Source organism: Klenkia sp. AC732, assembly GCF_979256525.1.
In genome coordinates this window covers 83,545-102,265 of sequence record NZ_CEEDOS010000004.1, presented here as the reverse complement: position 1 = coordinate 102,265, position 18,721 = coordinate 83,545, and the positions used below count along the sequence as shown (strand labels likewise).

Sequence of the window (18,721 nt, the reverse complement as noted above, 5' to 3'; positions counted from 1 at the left end):
CGTCGCGCACCGCGCGGCGTGGGGCCTTGGTCGCGCTCCGCGCGGCGTGGGGCCCTGGTCGCGCTCCGCGCGGCGTGGGGCCCTGCAGCCAGGCCGTTCCAGCACGTCACCATGGCGGCATGCGCATCGCCGTCTTCACCGGGTCCCAGTCCGGCCCGCCGTCCCACCAGCACGCCGCGGCCACGTTCGCCGAGTCCCTGGCCCGGGCCGGCGTCGGGATCGTCTACGGCGGCGGGCGCGCCGGGCTGATGGGCGTGGTCGCCGACGCGGCGCTGGCCGCCGGCGGCGAGGTCGTCGGGGTCATCCCGCAGCACCTGGTCGACGACGAGCTCGCCCACACCGGGCTGACCGACCTGCGGGTGGTCGGCACCATGCACGAGCGCAAGGCCGCGATGGCCGACCTCGCCGACGCCTTCGTCGCCCTGCCCGGCGCCGCCGGCACCCTCGAGGAGCTCTTCGAGGCCTGGACCTGGGGCATGCTCGGCCTGCACGCCAAGCCCACCCTGCTGCTGGACGTCGACGACTTCTGGCAGCCACTGGTCACCCAGCTGCGCCGGATGGTCGACGACGGCTACCTGGACGGCCGCCGCCTGGACGCCCTGGGCGTGGTGCACAGCGCCGACGCCCTGCTGGAGTTCGTCGCCGGCTACCAGCACCCGCAGCGCAAGTGGGCCAAGCCGGCCCAGGGCTGACCACCTACCGTCGGGACGTGGAGTCCTTCGACGTCGTCGTGGTCGGCGGCGGTCCCGCCGGGGCGGCCGCCGCCCTGGCCGCCCGCCGGCACGGGGCGTCGGTGCTGGTCCTGGACCGGTCGGGGTTCCCACGGGACAAGGTCTGCGGTGACGGCGTCGCCCCCGAGGCCCTGGACGTGCTGGCCGCCCTCGGCGTCGACGTCGACGCGGTCACCGCCGGGTACCCGGCGGTCCCCCGGCTGCGGCTGACCTCGCCGTCCGGGCGGACGGTGGAGCGCACGATGCACCGTCCGGCGGTCGTCGTCCCCCGGGCGGTGCTGGACGGCCGGGTGCTCGACGCCGCGCTGGCCGCCGGGGCGCAGTTCCGCCGGCACACCGTCCGCCGGGTCACCCCCGGCCCGGACGGCGTGGACGTCGACGGCGTGCTCACCGCCGGGGTGCTGGTCGGCGCGGACGGCGCGGAGTCCGTCGTCCGGCGGGCGCTGGGCATCGCCCCGAACCGCCCGGACCGGCTGGCCATCGCCCTGCGCGGGTACGCCCCGGCCGGCGACCCGGGCGTGCAGGTCATCACCACCACCGAGCAGCGCTGGCCGGCCTACGCCTGGTCCTTCCCGATCGGCGACGGCCGGGCCAACGTGGGATACGGGGAGCTGGTCAGCGGCGGGGCGACCCGGGCCGGGCTGTTGGAGGGCCTGCACCGGCTGCTGCCCGGCGTCGAGCCGACCGGGCTGCGGGCGCACCGGCTGCCGCTGTCCACCGGCCGGCCCCGACTCCCGGACGGGCGGGTGCTGCTGGCCGGGGACGCACAGTCGCTGATCAACCCGATGACCGGTGAGGGCATCTTCTACGCGGTGCTGTCCGGGGCGTTCGCCGGCGCCGCCGCGGCCCACGGAGCCGACGCCGGCCGGGTGTTCCGCACGGCCCTGCAGGGACGGCTGGGCACCCACCTGCGGCACTCGACCCTCGCGTCGTGGGTCAGCCGGTGGCCGCGGGTGATGGACGCGGTGTTCGCCGCCGCCCACGGAGACCAGCGGGTGTTCGACGACGTCGTCGCGCTGGGGCTGGCCGACGGCCGGCTGACCGGGCGCACCCTGCTGGGCGCGGGACGGCGGCTGGGCGACCCGGGTGCCGTCTCAGGCGGGCAGGCGCGTGCCGGCGGCGGTCTCTGACCGGTCGCGACCGGCCCGCTTGGCGGCGTAGAGCGCGTCGTCCGCAGCGCGGTAGAGGCCCTTCAGGTCCAGGGCGTCGGAGGGTGCGTGCGCGCCGCCCACGCTGACGGTGAGCGGCAGCAGCCGGCCGTCGGGCAGCAGCAGCGGAGAGCGGCGGACGGCGGCCACCAGGTCCGCGGCCCGCTCGGCCAGCCGGTCCGGTGCGCACCCGGGCAGCACCATGACCAGCTCGTCCCCGCCGAGGCGGCCGACCACGCAGTCGGTGCGCCGGACCTGGGTGCGGACGACGTCGGCCAGGTGCACCAGGGCGTCGTCCCCGACCAGGTGCCCGTGCTCGTCGTTGACCTGCTTGAAGCCGTCGACGTCGACCATCAGCACCGCGACCTGGCCCTGCGCCAGGGCCGAGCCCAGCGCGGTGTCCACGGCCCGGCGCCGGAGCAGGCCGGTGAGCCCGTCGGCGGTGGCCTGGACGTGCAGTGCCTCGAAGGCCCGCTCGCGCCGGTCCGCCGACCACACCAGCGCGACGGTGACGGCGACCATGGCGGCACCCACGACGACGGCGTCCGTGACGCCCTGCGCCGAGGGGTCGACCAGCACGGTGGCGGTGCCGCTGGAGAGCACCCCGAGTCCGGTGGTGAGCAGTGCGCCGGGCCCGCGCAGCTGGGTGGCCCCCAGCAGCACCGGCACGACCAGGAAGACCTGGGCGGCCGCGGAGGAGTCCGCCGTCGCCAGGTTGGAGACGCCGTTGGCGACCGCGCCCAGCGTCGGCACCAGGAGCAGCACGCCGGCGCGGTCCAGCCGGTCGGGGTCCGCCCGGAGGATGCCGACCGCTGCCGCGACCATGCCCAGGCCGAGGACGACGAAGGCCGTCATCGGGCCGGGGGCCAGCTGCGGCGGGGCGACGAGCGCCCACGGCACCAGCACCAGGCCGCTGAAGGCGACCAGTCCGGCCGACACCCGGGCGGCGCCCGCCGGCTGGCGGGCGCGCAGACCCGCGGGCAGGCCGCTGCTCACAGCCGGGCCCCGGCCGAGACCTGGTCCCGGCCGCCGCGCTTGGCCTCGTAGAGGGCGGCGTCGGCCGCCGCGTACAGCTCGCGCAGCCCGGTCCCCGCCGCGGCGGCCTGGGCCACCCCGACGCTCACGCTCAACGCCAGCATGGTCCCGTCCACCAGGGTCAGCGGCGCGGCCCGCACCGCCCGGACCAGTTCCTCGGCCCGCTCCACCGCGGTCTCCACGGTGCAGCCGGGCAGCACCACGGCCAGCTCGTCGCCGCCGATGCGGCCCAGCACGCTGTCGGTGGTCCGGATGCTGGCGCGCAGCACGGCCGCCAGGTGCACCAGGGCGTCGTCCCCGGCGAGGTGGCCGTGGCCGTCGTTGACCTGCTTGAAGCCGTCGACGTCGACCAGCACCAGGGCCGCGCCGTCGGCGCGGGTGGCCAGGGCGTGGCTCAGGGCGTCGTCGAAGACCCGGCGGGTGACCAGGCCGGTGAGCGTGTCGACCGAGGCCTGCGCCTCCAGGGCGGCCATCAGCCGTTCCTTGCGGTCCTCGGCCTGCACCAGCACCGCGGTCACCGTCGCCATCGCGGCGCCGACGAAGACGATGTCGCCGAGGCCGTCCACGACCGGCTGCAGCAGTGCGACGACGACGGCGTTCCCGCCGATCGCCACGGCCGTGACCAGCACGGCGCCCCGGGCGCGCAGCTGGGTGGCGGCGAGCAGGACGGGCAGGACGAGGAAGACCTGGGCCGCGGCCGAGGTGTCCCGGGTGAGCAGGTTCAGCGCGTTCACCGCGAGGGCGCCGGCGGTCGGGACCAGCAGCAGCACCCCGTGGGCGTCGAGTCGGACGGGGTCCCCGGTCCGGCAGGTCAGGGCCGACGCCAGCAGCACCGCGACCACGCTCCAGCACCCGACCTGGCTCACCAGACCGGCGTTGCTGGGGTCCAGGAAGGCCGACCACGCGGTGACGACGGCGGCCGCCACGACCACCAGCACGGAGGCACGCGCAGCCGCCGCGGGTTCGCGGGCACGCAGGGAGGCAGGCAGCAGCACGACCGGGTCATCGGCACCACGGACGCCCAGCTGAGGGCGCCGTCCGGCGTCCTCACCCCGCGGGGGTACCCGGTGTGGGACCGTGGACCTGGGCACAGATCCGCGGTCGCCGCGGTTGTGCCGGGCGAGGTCCCGAGCGCAGTCCTGCGCCGACCCCCCGAACCCGATGCTCCGCACACCCGAGGCCCCGCCCACCGGAGGGCCTGCACACCCGAAGGACACCGTGACACCTCCTCCCTCCCCCGCGTCCCGCCGCCGGGTGCGCACCCCCGCGCAGCGCACCGCCACCAAGGCCGCGGCCCGCTCCGCGGAGAAGGCCGCCGAGAAGACCCAGGCCCGCGACGAGCGACGGGCCCAGCAGACCTGGGTCGACGGCGCCGAGCCCGCGCTGCCGGTCCGCACCACCCGGCCCGAGCACGTCGTGTTCCACCTGGGCCCGACCAACTCGGGCAAGACCTACGAGTCGCTGCAGGCCCTCGCGGCCGCCGGCTCCGGCGTCTACGCGGCACCGCTGCGCCAGCTCGCCCACGAGGCCTACGCCAAGCTCTCGGCCCAGCTCCCCGCCGGCACGGTCGGTCTGTCCACCGGTGAGGAGGAGATCGACCCGCACGCGCCGATCGTCTGCTGCACCGTGGAGAAGGCACCCTCCCGCGGTGACCTGCTGGTCCTCGACGAGTCGCACTGGGTCGCCGACCCCGACCGCGGCCACCACTGGGCCCGGCTGCTGCTGACCGGCGAGTACCGCGAGATGCACCTGATCTCCGCCGCCGAGGCGCTGCTGCTGCTGCGCCCGCTGGTCGCCGACGCCGAGCAGGTCGTTGTGGTCAACCACAAGCGGCTGTCCCGCCTGGACGTGCTGCACGCGCCGGTGAAGCCCGCCCAGGTCCGCGAGCAGACCCTCGTCGTCGCGTTCTCCCGCAAGACCGTCTACGCCGTCGCCGCGCAGCTGGACCCGCACCGCCCGGGCAAGGTCGGCGTCCTCTACGGCGCGCTGCCCCCGGCCACCCGGCGCGACGTCATCGACCGCTTCACCCGCGGCGAGCTCGAGGTGCTGGTCACCACCGACGTCATCGGGCACGGCATCAACGTGCCGGCGACGACGGTGCTCTTCGCCGAGACCACCAAGTACGACGGCACCGAACTGCGTCCCCTCCGCACCTGGGAGGCCGCCCAGATCGCCGGCCGCGCCGGTCGTTACGGGCTCACCGGGCACGGCCAGGTCGGCGTCCTCGGCGGGGTGCAGGGCCTGCGACCGGTGCCCGCCCTCGTCGTCGCCGGTGCCGCCGTGGCCCGCGGCGACGTGATGAGCGACCTGCCCAACCGCAAGCCCCGGCTGCGCCCCGAGCTCGAGGACCTGGGCGCCTTCGAGGCCGTCGACCTGCCCGAGGCGCTGACCCGCTGGTCGCTGTGGGCCCGCACGGCCACCAAGACCGAGGCGATGACGCCGGACGACGTCACCGGGTTGATCATCCGGGTGCAGGCGCTGCTGCCGATGCTGCGCGGCCCGCTGGCGACCGACCTGTGGACGGTCTGGCGGCTGATCAACCTGGCCATCGACCACGACCCGCCGCGCCGGGTGCGCTGGCTGGCCCTCGCGCGTGCCGCGCTGCAGCACGAGGCCGGGCTGCAGGTCAGCCGCGACCTGGTGCTGCCCGCGCTGCCCAGCGGCGGCGCCGTGCAGGAGTTCGAGCAGGCCGCCGCGCAGGCCCGCGAGGCCCAGACGCTGCTGCGCTCGTTCCCCGGCGTCGCCGGGCTGACCAGCGACGACGCCGCCCGGGTCGAGGAGAAGTGCGCGGCCCGGATCACCGAGCTGCTGCCCGAGGCCATCACGCTGTCCACCGCCGCCCGCTGCACCCAGTGCGGCGCCGGCATCGCGCCCTGGTTCACCACCTGCCGCGACTGCGGCACCCGGCCGGCCGGCCGGCCGGCCACCGGGGACCGTCGTCCCCCGCGCGAGCCGTCCCGGTCCGACGCGCCGGCCCGGGGACGTTCCGGTGGCGGCGGCGGACGTGGTCGCACCGGCGCCTCCGCCGCGTCGTCCGCTGGTGGGGCGACCGGGGGGCGCAAGCCCCGCAAGTCCGACGTCGGCGCCGGTGGCCGACAGGACCCCAAGGCGCACGACCGCGCCGACCGCGGCCGCGGCTCCGACGGCGGGCCGCCGCCCTCGGACCGGCCCAAGCACCGGCGCCGTGGGCGCTCGGGGGGCGGACCGACCGGGGCACGCTGACCGGGGCGGGGAGAATGCTGGACGTGAACCTCACCGACCTCGGCCTCGGTCCTGTCCTGCTGGGCACCGTCTACCTGGCCCCGGTGGGGTCGGGCAACCAGATCGCGGTCCTCGCCGACCGGCAGGTGGTCCTGCGCGACGGTTTCACCCACGTGCAGACGACGACCAACGGCCAGACCGTGGTCAGCGCCTACCCGGCGAGCCGCGTCATCAAGGTGGAGGACCTGCGCCCAGCGCCCTGAGTCATGCTGTGGGCATGCGTCTGCTGACCCTGGCCCCGATGGCGGCGGCGACGCTGCTCGTCCTCGCGGGGTGCGCCACCGCCTCGTCCACGTCCGACGCCGCCACCCCGGCCACGTCGACGTCCACGGCGGCGTCGACGTCGGCGGCCGCGCCGATCAGCCCCCGGATCTCCGTCCCGGCAGCACCCGTGGCGACCGACCCCCGGGTCGACGGGTACCCCGTCGGTCAGGCCGTCCCCTTCGACGGCGGGTTCACCGTGACGGTCGACGCGGTGGACCTCGACGCTGCGGCCGAGGTCGCGGCCCTGGTCCCCGGGGTCGCATCGGCCAACGGCCGGTTGGTGTTGGTCACCCTGTCCGTCAGCGTCACCGAGGGCGTCGAGGCCAGCTCCCTCCCGGTCGTGGCCGGTTCGTTCCTCGTCGACCTCGTCGGTCCGCAGCGTGAGACCCTCCCCGGCGTCTCCGGGTGCGACGGCACCTCGGAGCTGCGGGAGCCCGCGGTGGCCGTCCCCGCACCCGGGCAGCCCGTGACGTGGCAGGAGTGCCTGGACGCCTCCCCCGCCGACGCGGTGGGCACCTCCAAGGTCAAGGTGACGTACCAGCCCACGATCACCTCGGGCGAAGCCTCGTACTGGTCCCTGGGCTGAGCCCTCGGCCCGGCCACGAGCCCGGCGACCGGGCCGTGTCGTCAGTGGCGGAGGGCGAGGGATTCGAACCCTCGAGGAGCTTTCACCCCTAGCGGTTTTCAAGACCGCCGCCATCGGCCACTAGGCGAGCCCTCCCGGCGCCGACGACCCTATCCCGCGGCCGCGGCCGGCCCGGGGGCCCGTGATCGTCGCCGGGTCGGCGCTGACGCGTCAGCCGCTGGTCACCGTCCGGCGATGTGGGCACGGTGTCGTGGTGCCATGCGCGTCGCCCTGGTGTCCGAGACCTTCACCCCCGCGGTCAACGGCGTGGTCACCTCGGTGCTGCGCGCCGCGGACCACCTGGCCCTGCGCGGCCACGAACCCGTGGTCATCGCGCCGTCGGGCGCCTCCTACGAGTCCCGCTGCGGGGCCCGGGTGCCGGTGCACGCCGTCCGGGCGGTGCGGCTGCCCCGGTACCGGGAACTGCCCCTGGCCGCGCCCACCTCCGAGGTGGGCGACCTGCTCGACGAGGTCCGCCCGGACGTGGTCCACCTGGCCTCGCCGGCGGTGCTCGGCTCGGCCGCGGCGCGGGCAGCCCAGCAGCGCGGCATCCCGGCCGTCGCGGTGTTCCAGACCGACCTGGCCGCCTACGCCGGCCGCTACCGGGTGCCCGGCGGCTCGACGACGACGTGGCGGTGGCTGCGCTCGGTGCACGACCGGGCGGCGCTGACACTGGCGCCCTCCTCGGCCACGCTGGCCCTGCTGCGGGCGCACGGCATCGGGCCGCTGGCGTTGTGGGCGCGCGGGGTGGACCTGGAGCAGTTCGCACCGCGCCAGCGATCGGCGCAGCTGCGCGCCGACCTGGCCCCGCGCGGCGAGCTGCTGGTCGGCACGGTGGCACGGCTGGCGGTGGAGAAGCGGCTGCACCTGCTCGGACCGCTGTCGCAGCTGCCGGGGGTCCGGCTGGTCGTCGTCGGCGACGGGCCGCAGCGCCGGGCACTGCAGCGCGCCCTCCCCCGGGCGGTGTTCGCCGGCCGGGTCACCGGCTCCGACCTCGGCGCCCTGGTCAGCTCACTGGACCTGCTGGTGCACCCCGGCGCCGACGAGACGTTCTGCCAGGCCGTGCAGGAGGCGCTCGCCGCCGGCGTCCCGGCGCTGGTCGCGGCCTCGGGCGGCCCGCTGGACCTGGTGCGCCACGGCGAGAACGGCTGGCTGTGGGCCGGCGACGACCCGCACGTGCTCGCCGCCCAGGTGGAGGGCCTGCGCGACGACCGGCTCGCCCTCCGCGCTGCCGCCGCCCGCACCCGCACCTCCGTCTCGCACCGCACGTGGGGCCGACTCGGCGACGAGCTCATCGGCCACTACGAGCGGGTCCTGGGCGTCTCCGACGTCCGCACGCTGTCCGCCTGAGACCGCAGGACGACACCGTCGACACGCCGTCCCCGGGCGTGGCGCCGTTGCCGTTCCGCAGCCTCAACGCGCCGCGGGACGCCGAACGGCCCCGCCTCCCGGGTGGGAGACGGGGCCGTCGGCCCTACGGGTGGGTCAGTTGCTGCGGCGACGGGCGCCGACCAGCAGCCCCGCACCGGCCAGCAGGGCGAGCGCCCCACCGGTCAGCGGGACGGCGGTGTCGAAGCCGGTGTTCGCCAGGGTGGCGACGCCGCCCGAGACCGTCACCGTGATGACCAGGTTCCGGGTGGAGCCGTCCGGCGCGACGCCGGTGGCGACCAGGCTGTGCGTGCCGTTGGTCAGGTTGGCCGGGATGGTGACCTCGACGGAGAACTTCCCGTCCTGGTCGGTCTCGACCGTGCCCAGGCTGACGGGGCTGGAGAAGACGGTCAGCTGGACGTCGGAGAAGGGCAGGAAGCCCTCCCCGATGAGGGTGACCTTCTGGCCCGCGGTGAGCGAGGTGATGGGGCCGGCAGGGCCACGGACGTCACCGTCGTCCTTGGTGGGGACGGCGGTGGGGACCGAGAGGCCCGGCACGACGCCGCTGTTCTTCGGGGCAGAACCGACGGGGTCGGCGTGGCCCTCGGAGTCCAGCGCGACGACGACGATCCGGTAGTCGACGCCGGGCTCGGCGGCGAACGTGCAGGAGGTCTCCGATGCCTCGGCGTCACACCCGAGGCCGAAGAGCTCCTCGCTGCTGACGTAGACCTCGTACCCGCCGCGGGCGTAGGTGCCCACCGTGGTCGGGGCGGCCCACGTCACCGTGATGGCGCCGGGGGCGGTCTTCACCGAGGTGATGGTCGCCGAGCCGATGGGCGCGTACGGCGTCACGGTCCTCGCCGTGGACACCTCGCCGGGCCCGTTGGCAGCGGAGAGGGAGCGCATGGTCACCGAGTAGGACGTGCCGTTGGTGAGGTTCGGGACGTCGAACTGGGAAGCCGTGACCTGGGCCGGGGTCAGCGGGACCCAGTCGCCCCCGTTCACCGCGTACTCGTACCCGGAGGGAGCTGCGGTCCGCTCGTCCCGGCCGGCCGGGATGAAGGTCGCGGCCGCCGTGCCGTTGCCGGCCGTGAGACCGACGAGGGTCGGGCTGTACGGGGCCGCGCACGGCTGGATCTGGAAGGTGACCGAGCCCGCACCGGTGGCCGTGGAGCCCTCGGTGACCTGGGGCGTGCGGCCTTCCTGGACGACCGCGGAGGGCGAGACACCCGTCGTGCCACCACCGGCGCCTGCCCCGGCGCCACCGCCGGCGCCGCCCGCGGCGGTCGCGACGGGCTCCCCACCCAGTGCCAGCACGGAGCCCGCGCCGCCACCGCCCGCGTTCTGCCCCAGCCCGCCGTTGACGCCGGAGAAGGCGCTGTTGACGCCGCCGGCGCCGTTCCCCGTCGTGGCGTCGCCGCCGGCGGCACCCGCGGCCAGGGTGTAGACCTGGCCGGGCTGCACGACGAGGTAGACCTCGAGGCTGTCCGGGTCCTCGCCGTTGGTGTTCGTCGCGGGCTTGCCGCCGCCCTCTGCACCCAGGACGGTCGAGACGCCCGTGCAGTAGCCGGCGGGGACCGTCAGGCTGGTGTCGCCGTTGAACGTCGCGACGGAGATCGGCGCGAGCGGGACTCCCACGACAGGGGCGGCCGTGGCCACGCCGGTGACGCCGAGGACAGCCGTGGACATCCCGATCGTGGACGCGGCCACCAGGCCGAGTGCACGGCGGGACGGAGACGTGAAGCGCATGTGCGGGGCTCCCCCGTGAGGACCCGGGGACCCCGGGCTCGTGCCGCCGGGACCCGGTGGCGGAGGAACCAGACCATGCGGATCGTCACCGGCCGCTCACGCGACGCACAGGTGGGATGTCGCGTTATGCGATCGTTACCTGCCTAGGGAAACGGCAATCCACGGTCATGTTCTGCCCGCAGGCTGCCGACGAGAGGCCGTCATCAGGTGCCCTCGCCCCGCACTCTTCGGCGCAACGTGCCCAGTTCTCAGCTGGTGGCGAGCGGAACGACCCGTTCACCCCGTCCCGGCCGAGGCAGGACACGAGGACGGCCCCGCCCCCGGATGGGGACGGGGCCGTCGGGCCTACGGGTGGGTCAGCTGCGGCGGCGCGCACCGACGAGCAGGCCGGCACCGACCAGCAACGCCGCCACACCCCCGGCCAACGGGACGGCGGTGTCGGCGCCGGTGGCGGCCAGAGCGGGGGCCCCGGCGACACCGTCGCCGGAGGCAGCCACGGTCACCGTGGTGACCAGGTAGCGGGTGGTCCCGTCGGGGTTGATGCCCGTGGCCACCAGGGTGTGGGTGCCCGCCGTGAGACCCGCCGGCAGCGTCACCCGCACGGAGAACCTGCCGTCGGCGTCGGTGACGGTGGTCCCCAGGCTGACCGGAGCGGAGAAGAGGGTCAGCTGCACGGTCGAGAGCGGCGCGAACCCGAGCCCCTGCAGGGTCAGCTCCTGCCCGGCCTGCACCGCGGTGATCGGGCCCGCCGGGCCCGTGATGTCGCCGTCGTCCTTCGTCGGCACGGTCGCCGGCACGACGGGAGGTGACTGCACGGTGGCCGGGAGGCTCGACTGGAACCCGGCATCCAGGGCGAACACCGTGATGCTCACGTCAGCACCTGCGGGGAGCGGGAACGTGCACGTGGTGACCCCGACGGGCAGACGGCACGCCTCGTCCCCCATCTCCCGACCGCCGTACCCGACGCTGTAGCCATCCAGGGCGTAGGTCCCCGCAGTGGTCGGCGCGGAGAACGACACCGTCGCCGTCGTGTCCGTGCGGGTCACCGTCAGCCCCTGCGGCGCCCCGATGGGCAGGTACGGGGTGGCGGTCCGCGTCGCCGTCGGTGCGCTGGACCCGATGTAGGAGACGGTCCGCACCGCGAACGTGTGCGGCGTGCCGTTGGTCAGCCCGCCGACCGTGCCGGCGACCTCGCGGATCGTCGGGTCGACGGACGTGACGGGGAGCGACCGGAAGCTCCCGCCGTCGACCGACACCATGAAGGAGAGGTCGTCGTCGAGGGGCTCGTCCGGGTCGTCCACCGGCACGGAGAACCGCAGCTGCACCGAACCGTCCGCGCCACGGGCCGAGACGGACTCCGGCGCCTTCGGGCAGGCCACGCCCACCGCCAGGGACACGCCGGGTCCACCGGCGAACTGGGTCCCGGCCGTCGAGCCGTCCACGGCGTTGTCGGCCTCGATGGAGACGGCGTTCGGGCTGAGGGAGTTGGCGGCCCTGGGCGTCGAGGTCCCGGACCCGCCGGCGGCGGTGATGCTGAACCCGTTGCCACCGGTGACGGTGGACTGCTGCCCGTCCACCCCGGGCGGGATCGCCGCGTCGCCACCGACGAGGGTGAAGGACTGGCCGACGCTCGCCCGCACCGTGGTGGCGACCAGTCCGGCGGCGCCGCCCTGGGACCCGGCGACGGCGCCCGAGCCGCCCGCGACGGCGAACCGCACCGCGCAGACGCCCGCGGGCACGGCGAAGGAGACGGTGGACGCGGCCGCGGTCGTCTCCGCGAGCACCTGGTCACCGTCGCTCCCGTCCACGACGGGGGTGGGGACGGGGGCCGGAGCGGCGGACGCGACACCGATCGACCCGAGCAGGGCGCCGGACACCCCGATCGTGCCGGCGGCGAGGAGGCCGAGCACGCGGCGGGACGAGGACGAGACGGGCATGGGCGGGCTCCCCCGGTCGGCCCGGGACGCCGGGCGCGCGCTGCCGTGCGACAGCTGCGAGACCAGACCACGCAGGTGGGGCAGTGAGGCACCCTCGCCGCGGGCCTGGTGCAGGACGTCACCAGATCGTCATGAGACCGATTGGATCTGGATTGTGCCGCTGCCCAGGCCCGCCGTCGCACGGGCGTGAGGGCTCAGAGTGGACGGACCCTGCCCAGCACGTGGTCGGTCCCGGCCGCCTGCGCCCGCACCGCCAGGTCCCACCCGCCCTCTCGCGCACCCGTCGACAACGCGACGGTCGAGGGCAGGAAGAGCGGCTTGCGGAACGCCACGTCGACGGAGAACGCCTCCGGCAGCCGCCCGCTCAGCGCGGCCAGGGCTCGGGCCTTGACCCACATGCCGTGCGCGATGGCCCGCTTGAACCCGAAGGCCTTGGCGGTCAGGCCGGACAGGTGGATGGGGTTCACGTCACCGGAGACCTTGGCGTAGCGCCGGCCGGCGTCGTCGGGCACTCGCCAGACGGCCGCCTCCGACACCTCGCCGATGGTCAGCTCGGGGACGTCGGCCGGCGCACCGGGCGCCGTCGCCCCACGGGCCAGGTACGTCGAGCGCCCACGCCACACCTCGTCACCCCGGGACCGCACCGAGGCGACCAGGTCGACCGTCGCACCCGACCGGTGCGGGGCGAACGCGTCCGCCCACACCTCCAGGTCCAGCCGCTCCCCCACCCCGACCGGCCGGACGACGTCCACCCGGTTGCGCACGTGGACCAGCCCGGGCAGCGCCAGCGGGAACGCCCGGTCGGCCATCAGGGCGACCTGCAGCGGGAAGGTCAGCACGTGCGGGAACGTCGGCGGGAGCGTGTCGGCCAGGGGGAACCGGCACACCTGCGCGTAGTCCGCGACCTGCCCGGGGTCGACCTCGACGGCGACCCGGGCCAGGTGGGTGTCGGGCAGCGACCCACCGCGCCCGCGCGCGGTCACCGCCGCCTGGGCGAAGAGCTTGGCCATCGACGGCGCCGAGGACAGCACCACGGGGGTGCCCATCAGGCGCCCAGCATGCTCTGGCCGCAGACCCGCACGGTCTGGCCGTTGACCCCGCCGGACCCCGGCTGGGACAGCCAGGCGATCGTCTCGGCGACGTCGACCGGCAGCCCGCCCTGCTGCATCGAGTTGATCCTCGAGCCGACCTCGCGGGTGCCGAAGGGCATCTTCGCGGTCATCTCGGTGACGATGAAGCCCGGTGCGACGGCGTTGATCGCGCCCCCGCGGGAGGCGAACCCGGGCGCGAACGCCCGCACCATGCCGATGATCCCGGCCTTGGACGCCGCGTAGTTGGTCTGCCCGCGGTTGCCCGCGATGCCGCTGGTCGAGCTGACGCAGACGAACCGGAAGCCGTCCCGGAGCACGCCGTCGGCGTCCAGCAGGGCCTGGGTGAGGTCCAGCTGGGCCTGCAGGTTCACCGCGATCACCGAGTTCCAGCGCGCGGTGTCCATGTTGACCAGCAGCTTGTCCCGGGTGATGCCGGCGTTGTGCACCACCACGTCCACCCCGCCGTGCCGCTCCCGCAGGTGCTCCACCAGCCGGGCGGCCGCGTCGGGCGCGGTGATGTCCAGCTGCAGCGCCGTCCCGCCGATCTCGTTGGCGACCCCGGCCAGCGCCTGCCCGGCAGCGGGCACGTCGACGGCGACCACGTGGGCGCCGTCCCGGGCGATGGTGCGGGCGATCGCCGCGCCGATCCCACGCGCGGCCCCGGTGACGACGGCGACCTTGCCGGCGAGCGGCCGGTCGACGTCCTCACCGGCTGGCAGGTCGGCCGGGGACACCGTGACGACCTGGCCGTCGACGTAGGCCGACCGGCCGGACAGGAAGAACCGGACCGGGCTGGCGATCGAGGCCTCGGCACCGAACGGGACGTACACCAGGTTGGCGGTGGCGCCGGCCCGCAGTTCCTTGCCGATCGACCGGACCAGCCCGTCGAGGGCCTGCCGAGCGGCCGACTGCGCCGGGGACGTCGTCTCGCTCGGCGGGTCACCCAGCACGAGCACCCGGCCGTTGGGCCGCAGCCGCTTGACCGCCGGGGCGAGGAAGTCGTGCGCCGACGCCAGGTCGGCCGGCGTGGTCAGCCCGGTCGCGTCCAGCAGGACGGCGGACAGCTTCTCGGTGTCCGCGGCCGGGGACAGCACCGTCACCCCGGCCTCGGTCAGCAGCGAGGTCAGCTCCTCGCGCAGCCGGCCCTCCCCGGCGGACCCGATGACGGCGGGACCCGGCAGCAGCGGGTCGCCGGGGGCGTACCGGCGCAGCACCGCGGGGCGGGGCAGGCCGAACTGCTTGGTGATGGTCGTGCCGACGCCGGAGTTGGCGAAGTCGCGGTACCAGTCGCTCACGGGGGTGCTCCTTCTCTCTCTCAGGACTCGAGGATCGCGACGACGCCCTGGCCGCCGGCGGCGCAGATGGAGATCAGGCCCCGCTTGCCCGGGCCCATCTCGTGCAGGGCCTTGGCCAGCGAGGCGACGATCCGTCCGCCGGTGGCGGCGAAGGGGTGCCCTGCGGCCAGGGACGAGCCGTGGACGTTGAGCTTGCTCCGGTCGATCGGGCCCAGCGGGGCGTCCAGGCCCAGCTTCTCCGCGCAGAACGCCGGGTCCTCCCAGGCCTTCATCGTCGACAGCACGGTGGAGGCGAACGCCTCGTGGATCTCGTACAGGTCGAAGTCCTGCAGCGTCAGGCCGTTGCGGGCCAGCATCACCGGCATCGCGTAGGCCGGAGCCATCAGCAGGCCCTCCCCGCCGTGCACGTAGTCCACGGCGGCGGTCTGCGCGTCGACCAGGTGTGCGAGGACCGGCAGGCCCCGCTCGGCGGCCCACTCGTCGCTGGACAGCAGCACCGCGGAGGCGCCGTCGGTGAGCGGGGTGGAGTTGGCCGCCGTCATGGTGGCGCCCTCGCCCTTGCCGAAGACCGGCTTCAGCGTCGCCAGCTTCTCCAGCGAGGAGTCCGGGCGCAGGTTCTGGTCCCGGGTCAGGCCCAGGTAGGGGGTGACCAGGTCGTCGAAGAAGCCCCGGTCGTAGGCGGCGGCCAGGTGCTGGTGGGAGGCGACGGTCAGCTCGTCCTGGGCCTCCCGGGTGATGCCCCACTCCTTGGCCGTGATGGCCGCGTGCTCGCCCATCGACAGCCCGGTGCGCGGCTCCACGTTGCGTGGGACGTCGGGCACCAGCTGACCGGGCCGCAGCCCGGACAGCGCCTTGAGCCGCTGCGGGAGGGTCTTCGCGTTGTTCAGCGCGATGAGGGCGTGCCGCAGGTCCTCGTTGACGGCCAGCGGCGCGTCCGAGGTGGTGTCCACCCCACCGGCGATGCCGGACTCGACCTGGCCCAGGGCGATCTTGTTCGCCACCAGGACGGCGGCCTCCAGCCCGGTGCCGCAGGCCTGCTGCACGTCGTAGGCCGGCGTGGCGGCCGACAGCCGCGACCCCAGCACGGACTCACGGGTCAGGTTGAAGTCGCGCGAGTGCTTGAGGACGGCGCCGGCGACGACCTCGCCGACGGCCTGGTCCTGCAGGCCGAAGCGCGCCACCAGCCCGTCGAGGGTCGCGGTGAGCATGTCCTGGTTGGACGCGCGGGCGTACTTCGAGTTGGAGCGGGCGAACGGGATGCGGTTCCCGCCGACGATCGCGGCCTGGCGAGTCACAGGGGCCTCCGGGAGAGTGGGTGCCGTTGTCGGTACCGAAAGTACCAGGTACCGTCGTTCACATGAAAGCCGAGACGATCGCGGCGCCGGCAGTGACCCCGCCACGCGACCGCCGGGACTCCCGGTGGGACGAGCACCGCCGCGCCCGGCGCGAGCAGCTCGTGCAGGCCACCGTGGCCGCCGTCACCGAGCACGGCTCCGGCGTCGGCATGGACGAGATCGCCGCGGCCGCGGGCACCAGCAAGACCGTCGTCTACCGGCACTTCGCCGACCGTGGCGAGCTGCACCTCGCGGTCTGCGCCCAGGTCGCCGAGCAGCTGCTGGGGGCCCTGCGCGAGGCGATGACCGGCATCGAGCGGCCGCGTCAGCTCGTGGCCGCCGCCGTCGACACCTACCTCGCCTTCATCGAGGCCGACCCGGAGCTCTACCGCTTCGTCGTGCACTCCCCCACCGACCGCGCCGCCGACGCCGACCCGATCGCCGGGCTCTCCGAGCTCGTCGGGGACCAGGCCGCCGGGCTCGTCGCGCTCGCCCTGGAACAGGCCGGCCGGGACACCGCCGCCGCCGAGCCCTGGGGCCACGGGCTCGTCGGCCTGGTCCGCGCCGCGGCCGACCGCTGGCTGCGCTCCCCGGACCCCATGCCGCGCGCCGAGCTCACCGCCCACCTCACCGACCTCGCCTGGGCAGGACTGTCCGGCGTCGTCACGACCGTCCCGCACGCCCAGCAGCACCCCACGGAGGAGAACCGATGACCAGCACCCCGCTCCCCACCACGGTCGACCCGGCCCGCCTCACCGAGGTGCTGGACGGTCGCTGGGCCCAGGTCCGCCGGGATGCCCGCGAGCAGCTGGGCGAGGCCAAGTACGCCCCGGTCTACGGCGAGACCAACGCCGAGGCCCGCGAGCGGATCACCGCCCTGACCAAGGACCTCGCCGCCACCGGCCGCACCAGCCTGGGCTTCCCCCGCGCGTTCGGCGGCCAGGAGGACTCCGGCGCCTCGGTCACCTCGATCGAGATGCTCGCCTTCGGCGACCTGTCGCTGATGGTCAAGGCCGGGGTGCAGTGGGGCCTGTTCGGCGGGGCGGTGCACCTGCTGGGCACCGAGCGCCAGCACGCCGCCTACCTGCCCGACATCATCTCCGGGGAGCTCATGGGCTGCTTCGCGATGACCGAGACCGGGCACGGCTCCGACGTCCAGCAGCTGCGCACCACGTGCACCTACGACCCGGCCACCGAGACCTTCGACCTGCACACCCCGCACGAGTCCGCGCGCAAGGACTACATCGGCAACGCCGCGGCGGACGGCCGGATGGCCGTCGTGTTCGCCCAGCTGGTCAGCGGCGGGCAGCGGCACGGCGTGCACGCCTGGCTGGTGCCCATCCGCGACGAGGCCGGCGCCCCGCTGCCCGGCGTCACCATCGGGGACGACGGCGCCAAGGCCGGCCTCAACGGCGTGGACAACGGCCGGCTGTCCTTCGACCACGTGAGCGTCCCCCGCGACATGCTGCTGGACCGCTACGGCCAGGTCGCCGCCGACGGCACCTACTCCTCCTCCATCGAGAACGAGACCCGACGCTTCTTCACCATGCTCGGCACCCTGGTGCGCGGGCGGGTGAGCGTCGGCGGGTCCGCGGGCTCGGCGACCAAGCTCGCGCTGGAGATCGCCGTCCGCTACGGCGACGTCCGCCGCCAGTTCGCCGCCCCCGGCGAGGACCGCGAGATCGTGGTCAACGACTACCTGGTGCACCAGCGCAAGCTGCTGCCGGCACTGGCGAAGACCTACGCGCTGCACTTCGCCCAGGAGGAGCTGGTCTCCACCATGCACGACGTGCAGGGCGCGGAGGACGTCGACGAGGGGGCCCAGCGGGAGCTCGAGTCCCGCGCCGCCGGGCTCAAGGCGGCCAACACCTGGCACGCCACGTCCACCATCCAGATGGCCCGTGAGGCGTGCGGTGGCGCGGGCTACCTCGCGGAGAACCGGCTGCCGGCGCTCAAGGCCGACACCGACGTCTTCACCACGTTCGAGGGCGACAACACCGTCCTGCTCCAGCTGGTCGCCAAGGGCCTGCTCACCGGGTACCGGGACGCCTTCGGCTCCCTGGACGGCTGGGGCAAGGCGCAGTTCGTCGCCGACCAGGTCCGGGAGACCGTGCTGGAGCGCACCGCCGCCCGGTCGCTCATCGCCCGGCTGGTGGACGCTGTCCCCGGGCGGGACGAGGACGTCTCGCTGCTGGACCGCGGCTGGCAGCTGCGGACCTTCGAGGACCGCGAGAAGCACACCCTGGACGGCGCGATCAAGCGGCTGCGCAAGGGTGCTGCGACCAAGGGGATCAAGCCCTTCGACATCTTCAACGACGTCCAGGACCACGTCCTGCGGACGGCGTCCACGCACATCGACCGGATCGTGCTGGAGGGCTTCGTCGCCGGCATCGAGCGGACGACGGACCCGGCGGCCAGGGCGCTGCTGTCCAAGGTCTGCGACCTGTACGCCCTGAGCACCATCGAGGCCGACAAGGGCTGGTTCCTGGAGCACGGCCGGCTCACCCCGACCCGGTCCAAGGCCGTCACCGGCGCGGTCAACCAGTTGCTCAAGGAGCTGCGCCCGCACATGCGCACGCTGGTCGACGCCTTCGCCATCCCGGAGGCGTGGGTCAAGTCCTCCATCGTCGAGCGCGAGGGCGACCGCCAGGACGTCATGGCCGCCGAGGACGCGCGGGTGCGTGCCGCCGCGCCGGCCGGCGAGTCCGCCGTCGACACCCCGGACGCGACGGCGATCGACCTGGAGATGGCCCCCGCCCAGTAGCCCGCCTCGGCAAGACCCGCCTCGGCAAGACCCGCTTCGGCAAGACCCGCTTCGGCAAAGGAAGCTCTACACCCCCTCCTGGCCCGGATGAGGGGTGTACAGCTTCCTCTGCCGCGGCG

At 75.0% G+C, this 18,721-nt stretch carries 15 protein-coding genes and 1 tRNA gene; 8 read left to right on the top strand and 8 right to left on the bottom strand.

Annotation, left to right across the window (positions count from 1 at the left end; all coding sequences use genetic code 11):
• The first annotated feature begins 119 nt into the window (after nucleotides 1-119).
• The gene (locus AC0IVP_RS03100) at nucleotides 120-692 is read left to right on the top strand and encodes an LOG family protein (RefSeq protein ID WP_056294552.1); all 573 of its coding nucleotides are present in this window, start codon (nucleotides 120-122) and stop codon (nucleotides 690-692) included.
• A gap of 17 nt (nucleotides 693-709) precedes the next feature.
• Complete coding sequence (locus AC0IVP_RS03095) at nucleotides 710-1,861, top strand: NAD(P)/FAD-dependent oxidoreductase (RefSeq protein ID WP_471754460.1); 1,152 nt, start codon at nucleotides 710-712, stop codon at nucleotides 1,859-1,861.
• Here the strand turns inward: AC0IVP_RS03095 and AC0IVP_RS03090 are convergent.
• Together AC0IVP_RS03090 and AC0IVP_RS03085 are read right to left on the bottom strand one after the other, a co-directional pair.
• On the bottom strand, nucleotides 1,826-2,875 hold the full coding sequence (locus tag AC0IVP_RS03090; protein WP_471754458.1) for a GGDEF domain-containing protein: 1,050 nt from the start codon (nucleotides 2,873-2,875) through the stop codon (nucleotides 1,826-1,828). The two genes, AC0IVP_RS03095 and AC0IVP_RS03090, sit on opposite strands and share 36 nt — an antisense overlap.
• Nucleotides 2,872-3,909 (bottom strand): GGDEF domain-containing protein, encoded by a 1,038-nt coding sequence (locus AC0IVP_RS03085; protein WP_056294558.1) that lies wholly within the window; start codon nucleotides 3,907-3,909, stop codon nucleotides 2,872-2,874. Before AC0IVP_RS03085 ends, AC0IVP_RS03090 begins: the two co-directional genes overlap by 4 nt.
• A gap of 223 nt (nucleotides 3,910-4,132) precedes the next feature.
• Here AC0IVP_RS03085 and AC0IVP_RS03080 point away from each other — a divergent pair, with 223 nt between their 5' ends.
• The 3 genes from AC0IVP_RS03080 to AC0IVP_RS03070 are packed head-to-tail and all read left to right on the top strand — an operon-like array spanning nucleotide 4,133 to nucleotide 7,025.
• A complete protein-coding gene (locus AC0IVP_RS03080) occupies nucleotides 4,133-6,136 on the top strand; it encodes a helicase-related protein (protein WP_471754456.1) in 2,004 nt (667 codons plus the stop codon).
• Nucleotides 6,137-6,159: 23 nt separating this feature from the next.
• A complete protein-coding gene (locus AC0IVP_RS03075; protein ID WP_157519328.1) occupies nucleotides 6,160-6,378 on the top strand; it encodes a hypothetical protein in 219 nt (72 codons plus the stop codon).
• Between the two features lie 14 nt (nucleotides 6,379-6,392).
• A complete protein-coding gene (locus AC0IVP_RS03070) occupies nucleotides 6,393-7,025 on the top strand; it encodes a hypothetical protein (protein ID WP_471754454.1) in 633 nt (210 codons plus the stop codon).
• Between the two features lie 45 nt (nucleotides 7,026-7,070).
• On the opposite strand, the gene AC0IVP_RS03065 is transcribed toward AC0IVP_RS03070, so the two are convergent.
• Nucleotides 7,071-7,160: transfer RNA gene (locus tag AC0IVP_RS03065), tRNA-Ser, on the bottom strand.
• A gap of 123 nt (nucleotides 7,161-7,283) precedes the next feature.
• On the opposite strand from AC0IVP_RS03065, the gene AC0IVP_RS03060 reads away from it, so the two are divergent.
• Complete coding sequence (locus AC0IVP_RS03060; protein WP_471754452.1) at nucleotides 7,284-8,414, top strand: glycosyltransferase family 4 protein; 1,131 nt, start codon at nucleotides 7,284-7,286, stop codon at nucleotides 8,412-8,414.
• Between the two features lie 135 nt (nucleotides 8,415-8,549).
• Here the strand turns inward: AC0IVP_RS03060 and AC0IVP_RS03055 are convergent, their stop codons facing one another.
• The 5 genes from AC0IVP_RS03055 to AC0IVP_RS03035 form a co-directional block, all read right to left on the bottom strand.
• Nucleotides 8,550-10,181 carry a fibronectin type III domain-containing protein gene (locus tag AC0IVP_RS03055; protein WP_471754450.1) on the bottom strand — a complete coding sequence of 544 codons (1,632 nt, stop codon included), beginning with the start codon at nucleotides 10,179-10,181 and terminating at the stop codon, nucleotides 8,550-8,552.
• 356 nt (nucleotides 10,182-10,537) lie between these two features.
• The gene (locus tag AC0IVP_RS03050) at nucleotides 10,538-12,118 is read right to left on the bottom strand and encodes a hypothetical protein (protein ID WP_471754448.1); all 1,581 of its coding nucleotides are present in this window, start codon (nucleotides 12,116-12,118) and stop codon (nucleotides 10,538-10,540) included.
• Between the two features lie 194 nt (nucleotides 12,119-12,312).
• A complete protein-coding gene (locus AC0IVP_RS03045) occupies nucleotides 12,313-13,164 on the bottom strand; it encodes a MaoC/PaaZ C-terminal domain-containing protein (RefSeq protein WP_471754446.1) in 852 nt (283 codons plus the stop codon).
• On the bottom strand, nucleotides 13,164-14,504 hold the full coding sequence (locus tag AC0IVP_RS03040) for a 3-oxoacyl-ACP reductase (protein ID WP_056291429.1): 1,341 nt from the start codon (nucleotides 14,502-14,504) through the stop codon (nucleotides 13,164-13,166). Before AC0IVP_RS03040 ends, AC0IVP_RS03045 begins: the two co-directional genes overlap by 1 nt.
• Nucleotides 14,505-14,524: 20 nt before the next feature.
• Nucleotides 14,525-15,799 (bottom strand): acetyl-CoA C-acetyltransferase, encoded by a 1,275-nt coding sequence (locus AC0IVP_RS03035; RefSeq protein ID WP_471754444.1) that lies wholly within the window; start codon nucleotides 15,797-15,799, stop codon nucleotides 14,525-14,527.
• 62 nt (nucleotides 15,800-15,861) lie between these two features.
• Here AC0IVP_RS03035 and AC0IVP_RS03030 point away from each other — a divergent pair, with 62 nt between their 5' ends.
• Both AC0IVP_RS03030 and AC0IVP_RS03025 read left to right on the top strand, forming a co-directional pair.
• Nucleotides 15,862-16,551 (top strand): TetR family transcriptional regulator, encoded by a 690-nt coding sequence (locus tag AC0IVP_RS03030; protein WP_471754442.1) that lies wholly within the window; start codon nucleotides 15,862-15,864, stop codon nucleotides 16,549-16,551.
• Nucleotides 16,548-18,602: an acyl-CoA dehydrogenase family protein gene (locus AC0IVP_RS03025; protein WP_471754440.1), complete on the top strand. Its 2,055-nt coding sequence runs from the start codon at nucleotides 16,548-16,550 to the stop codon at nucleotides 18,600-18,602. The genes AC0IVP_RS03030 and AC0IVP_RS03025 overlap by 4 nt, the downstream gene beginning before the upstream one ends.
• The last annotated feature ends 119 nt before the right edge of the window (nucleotides 18,603-18,721 follow it).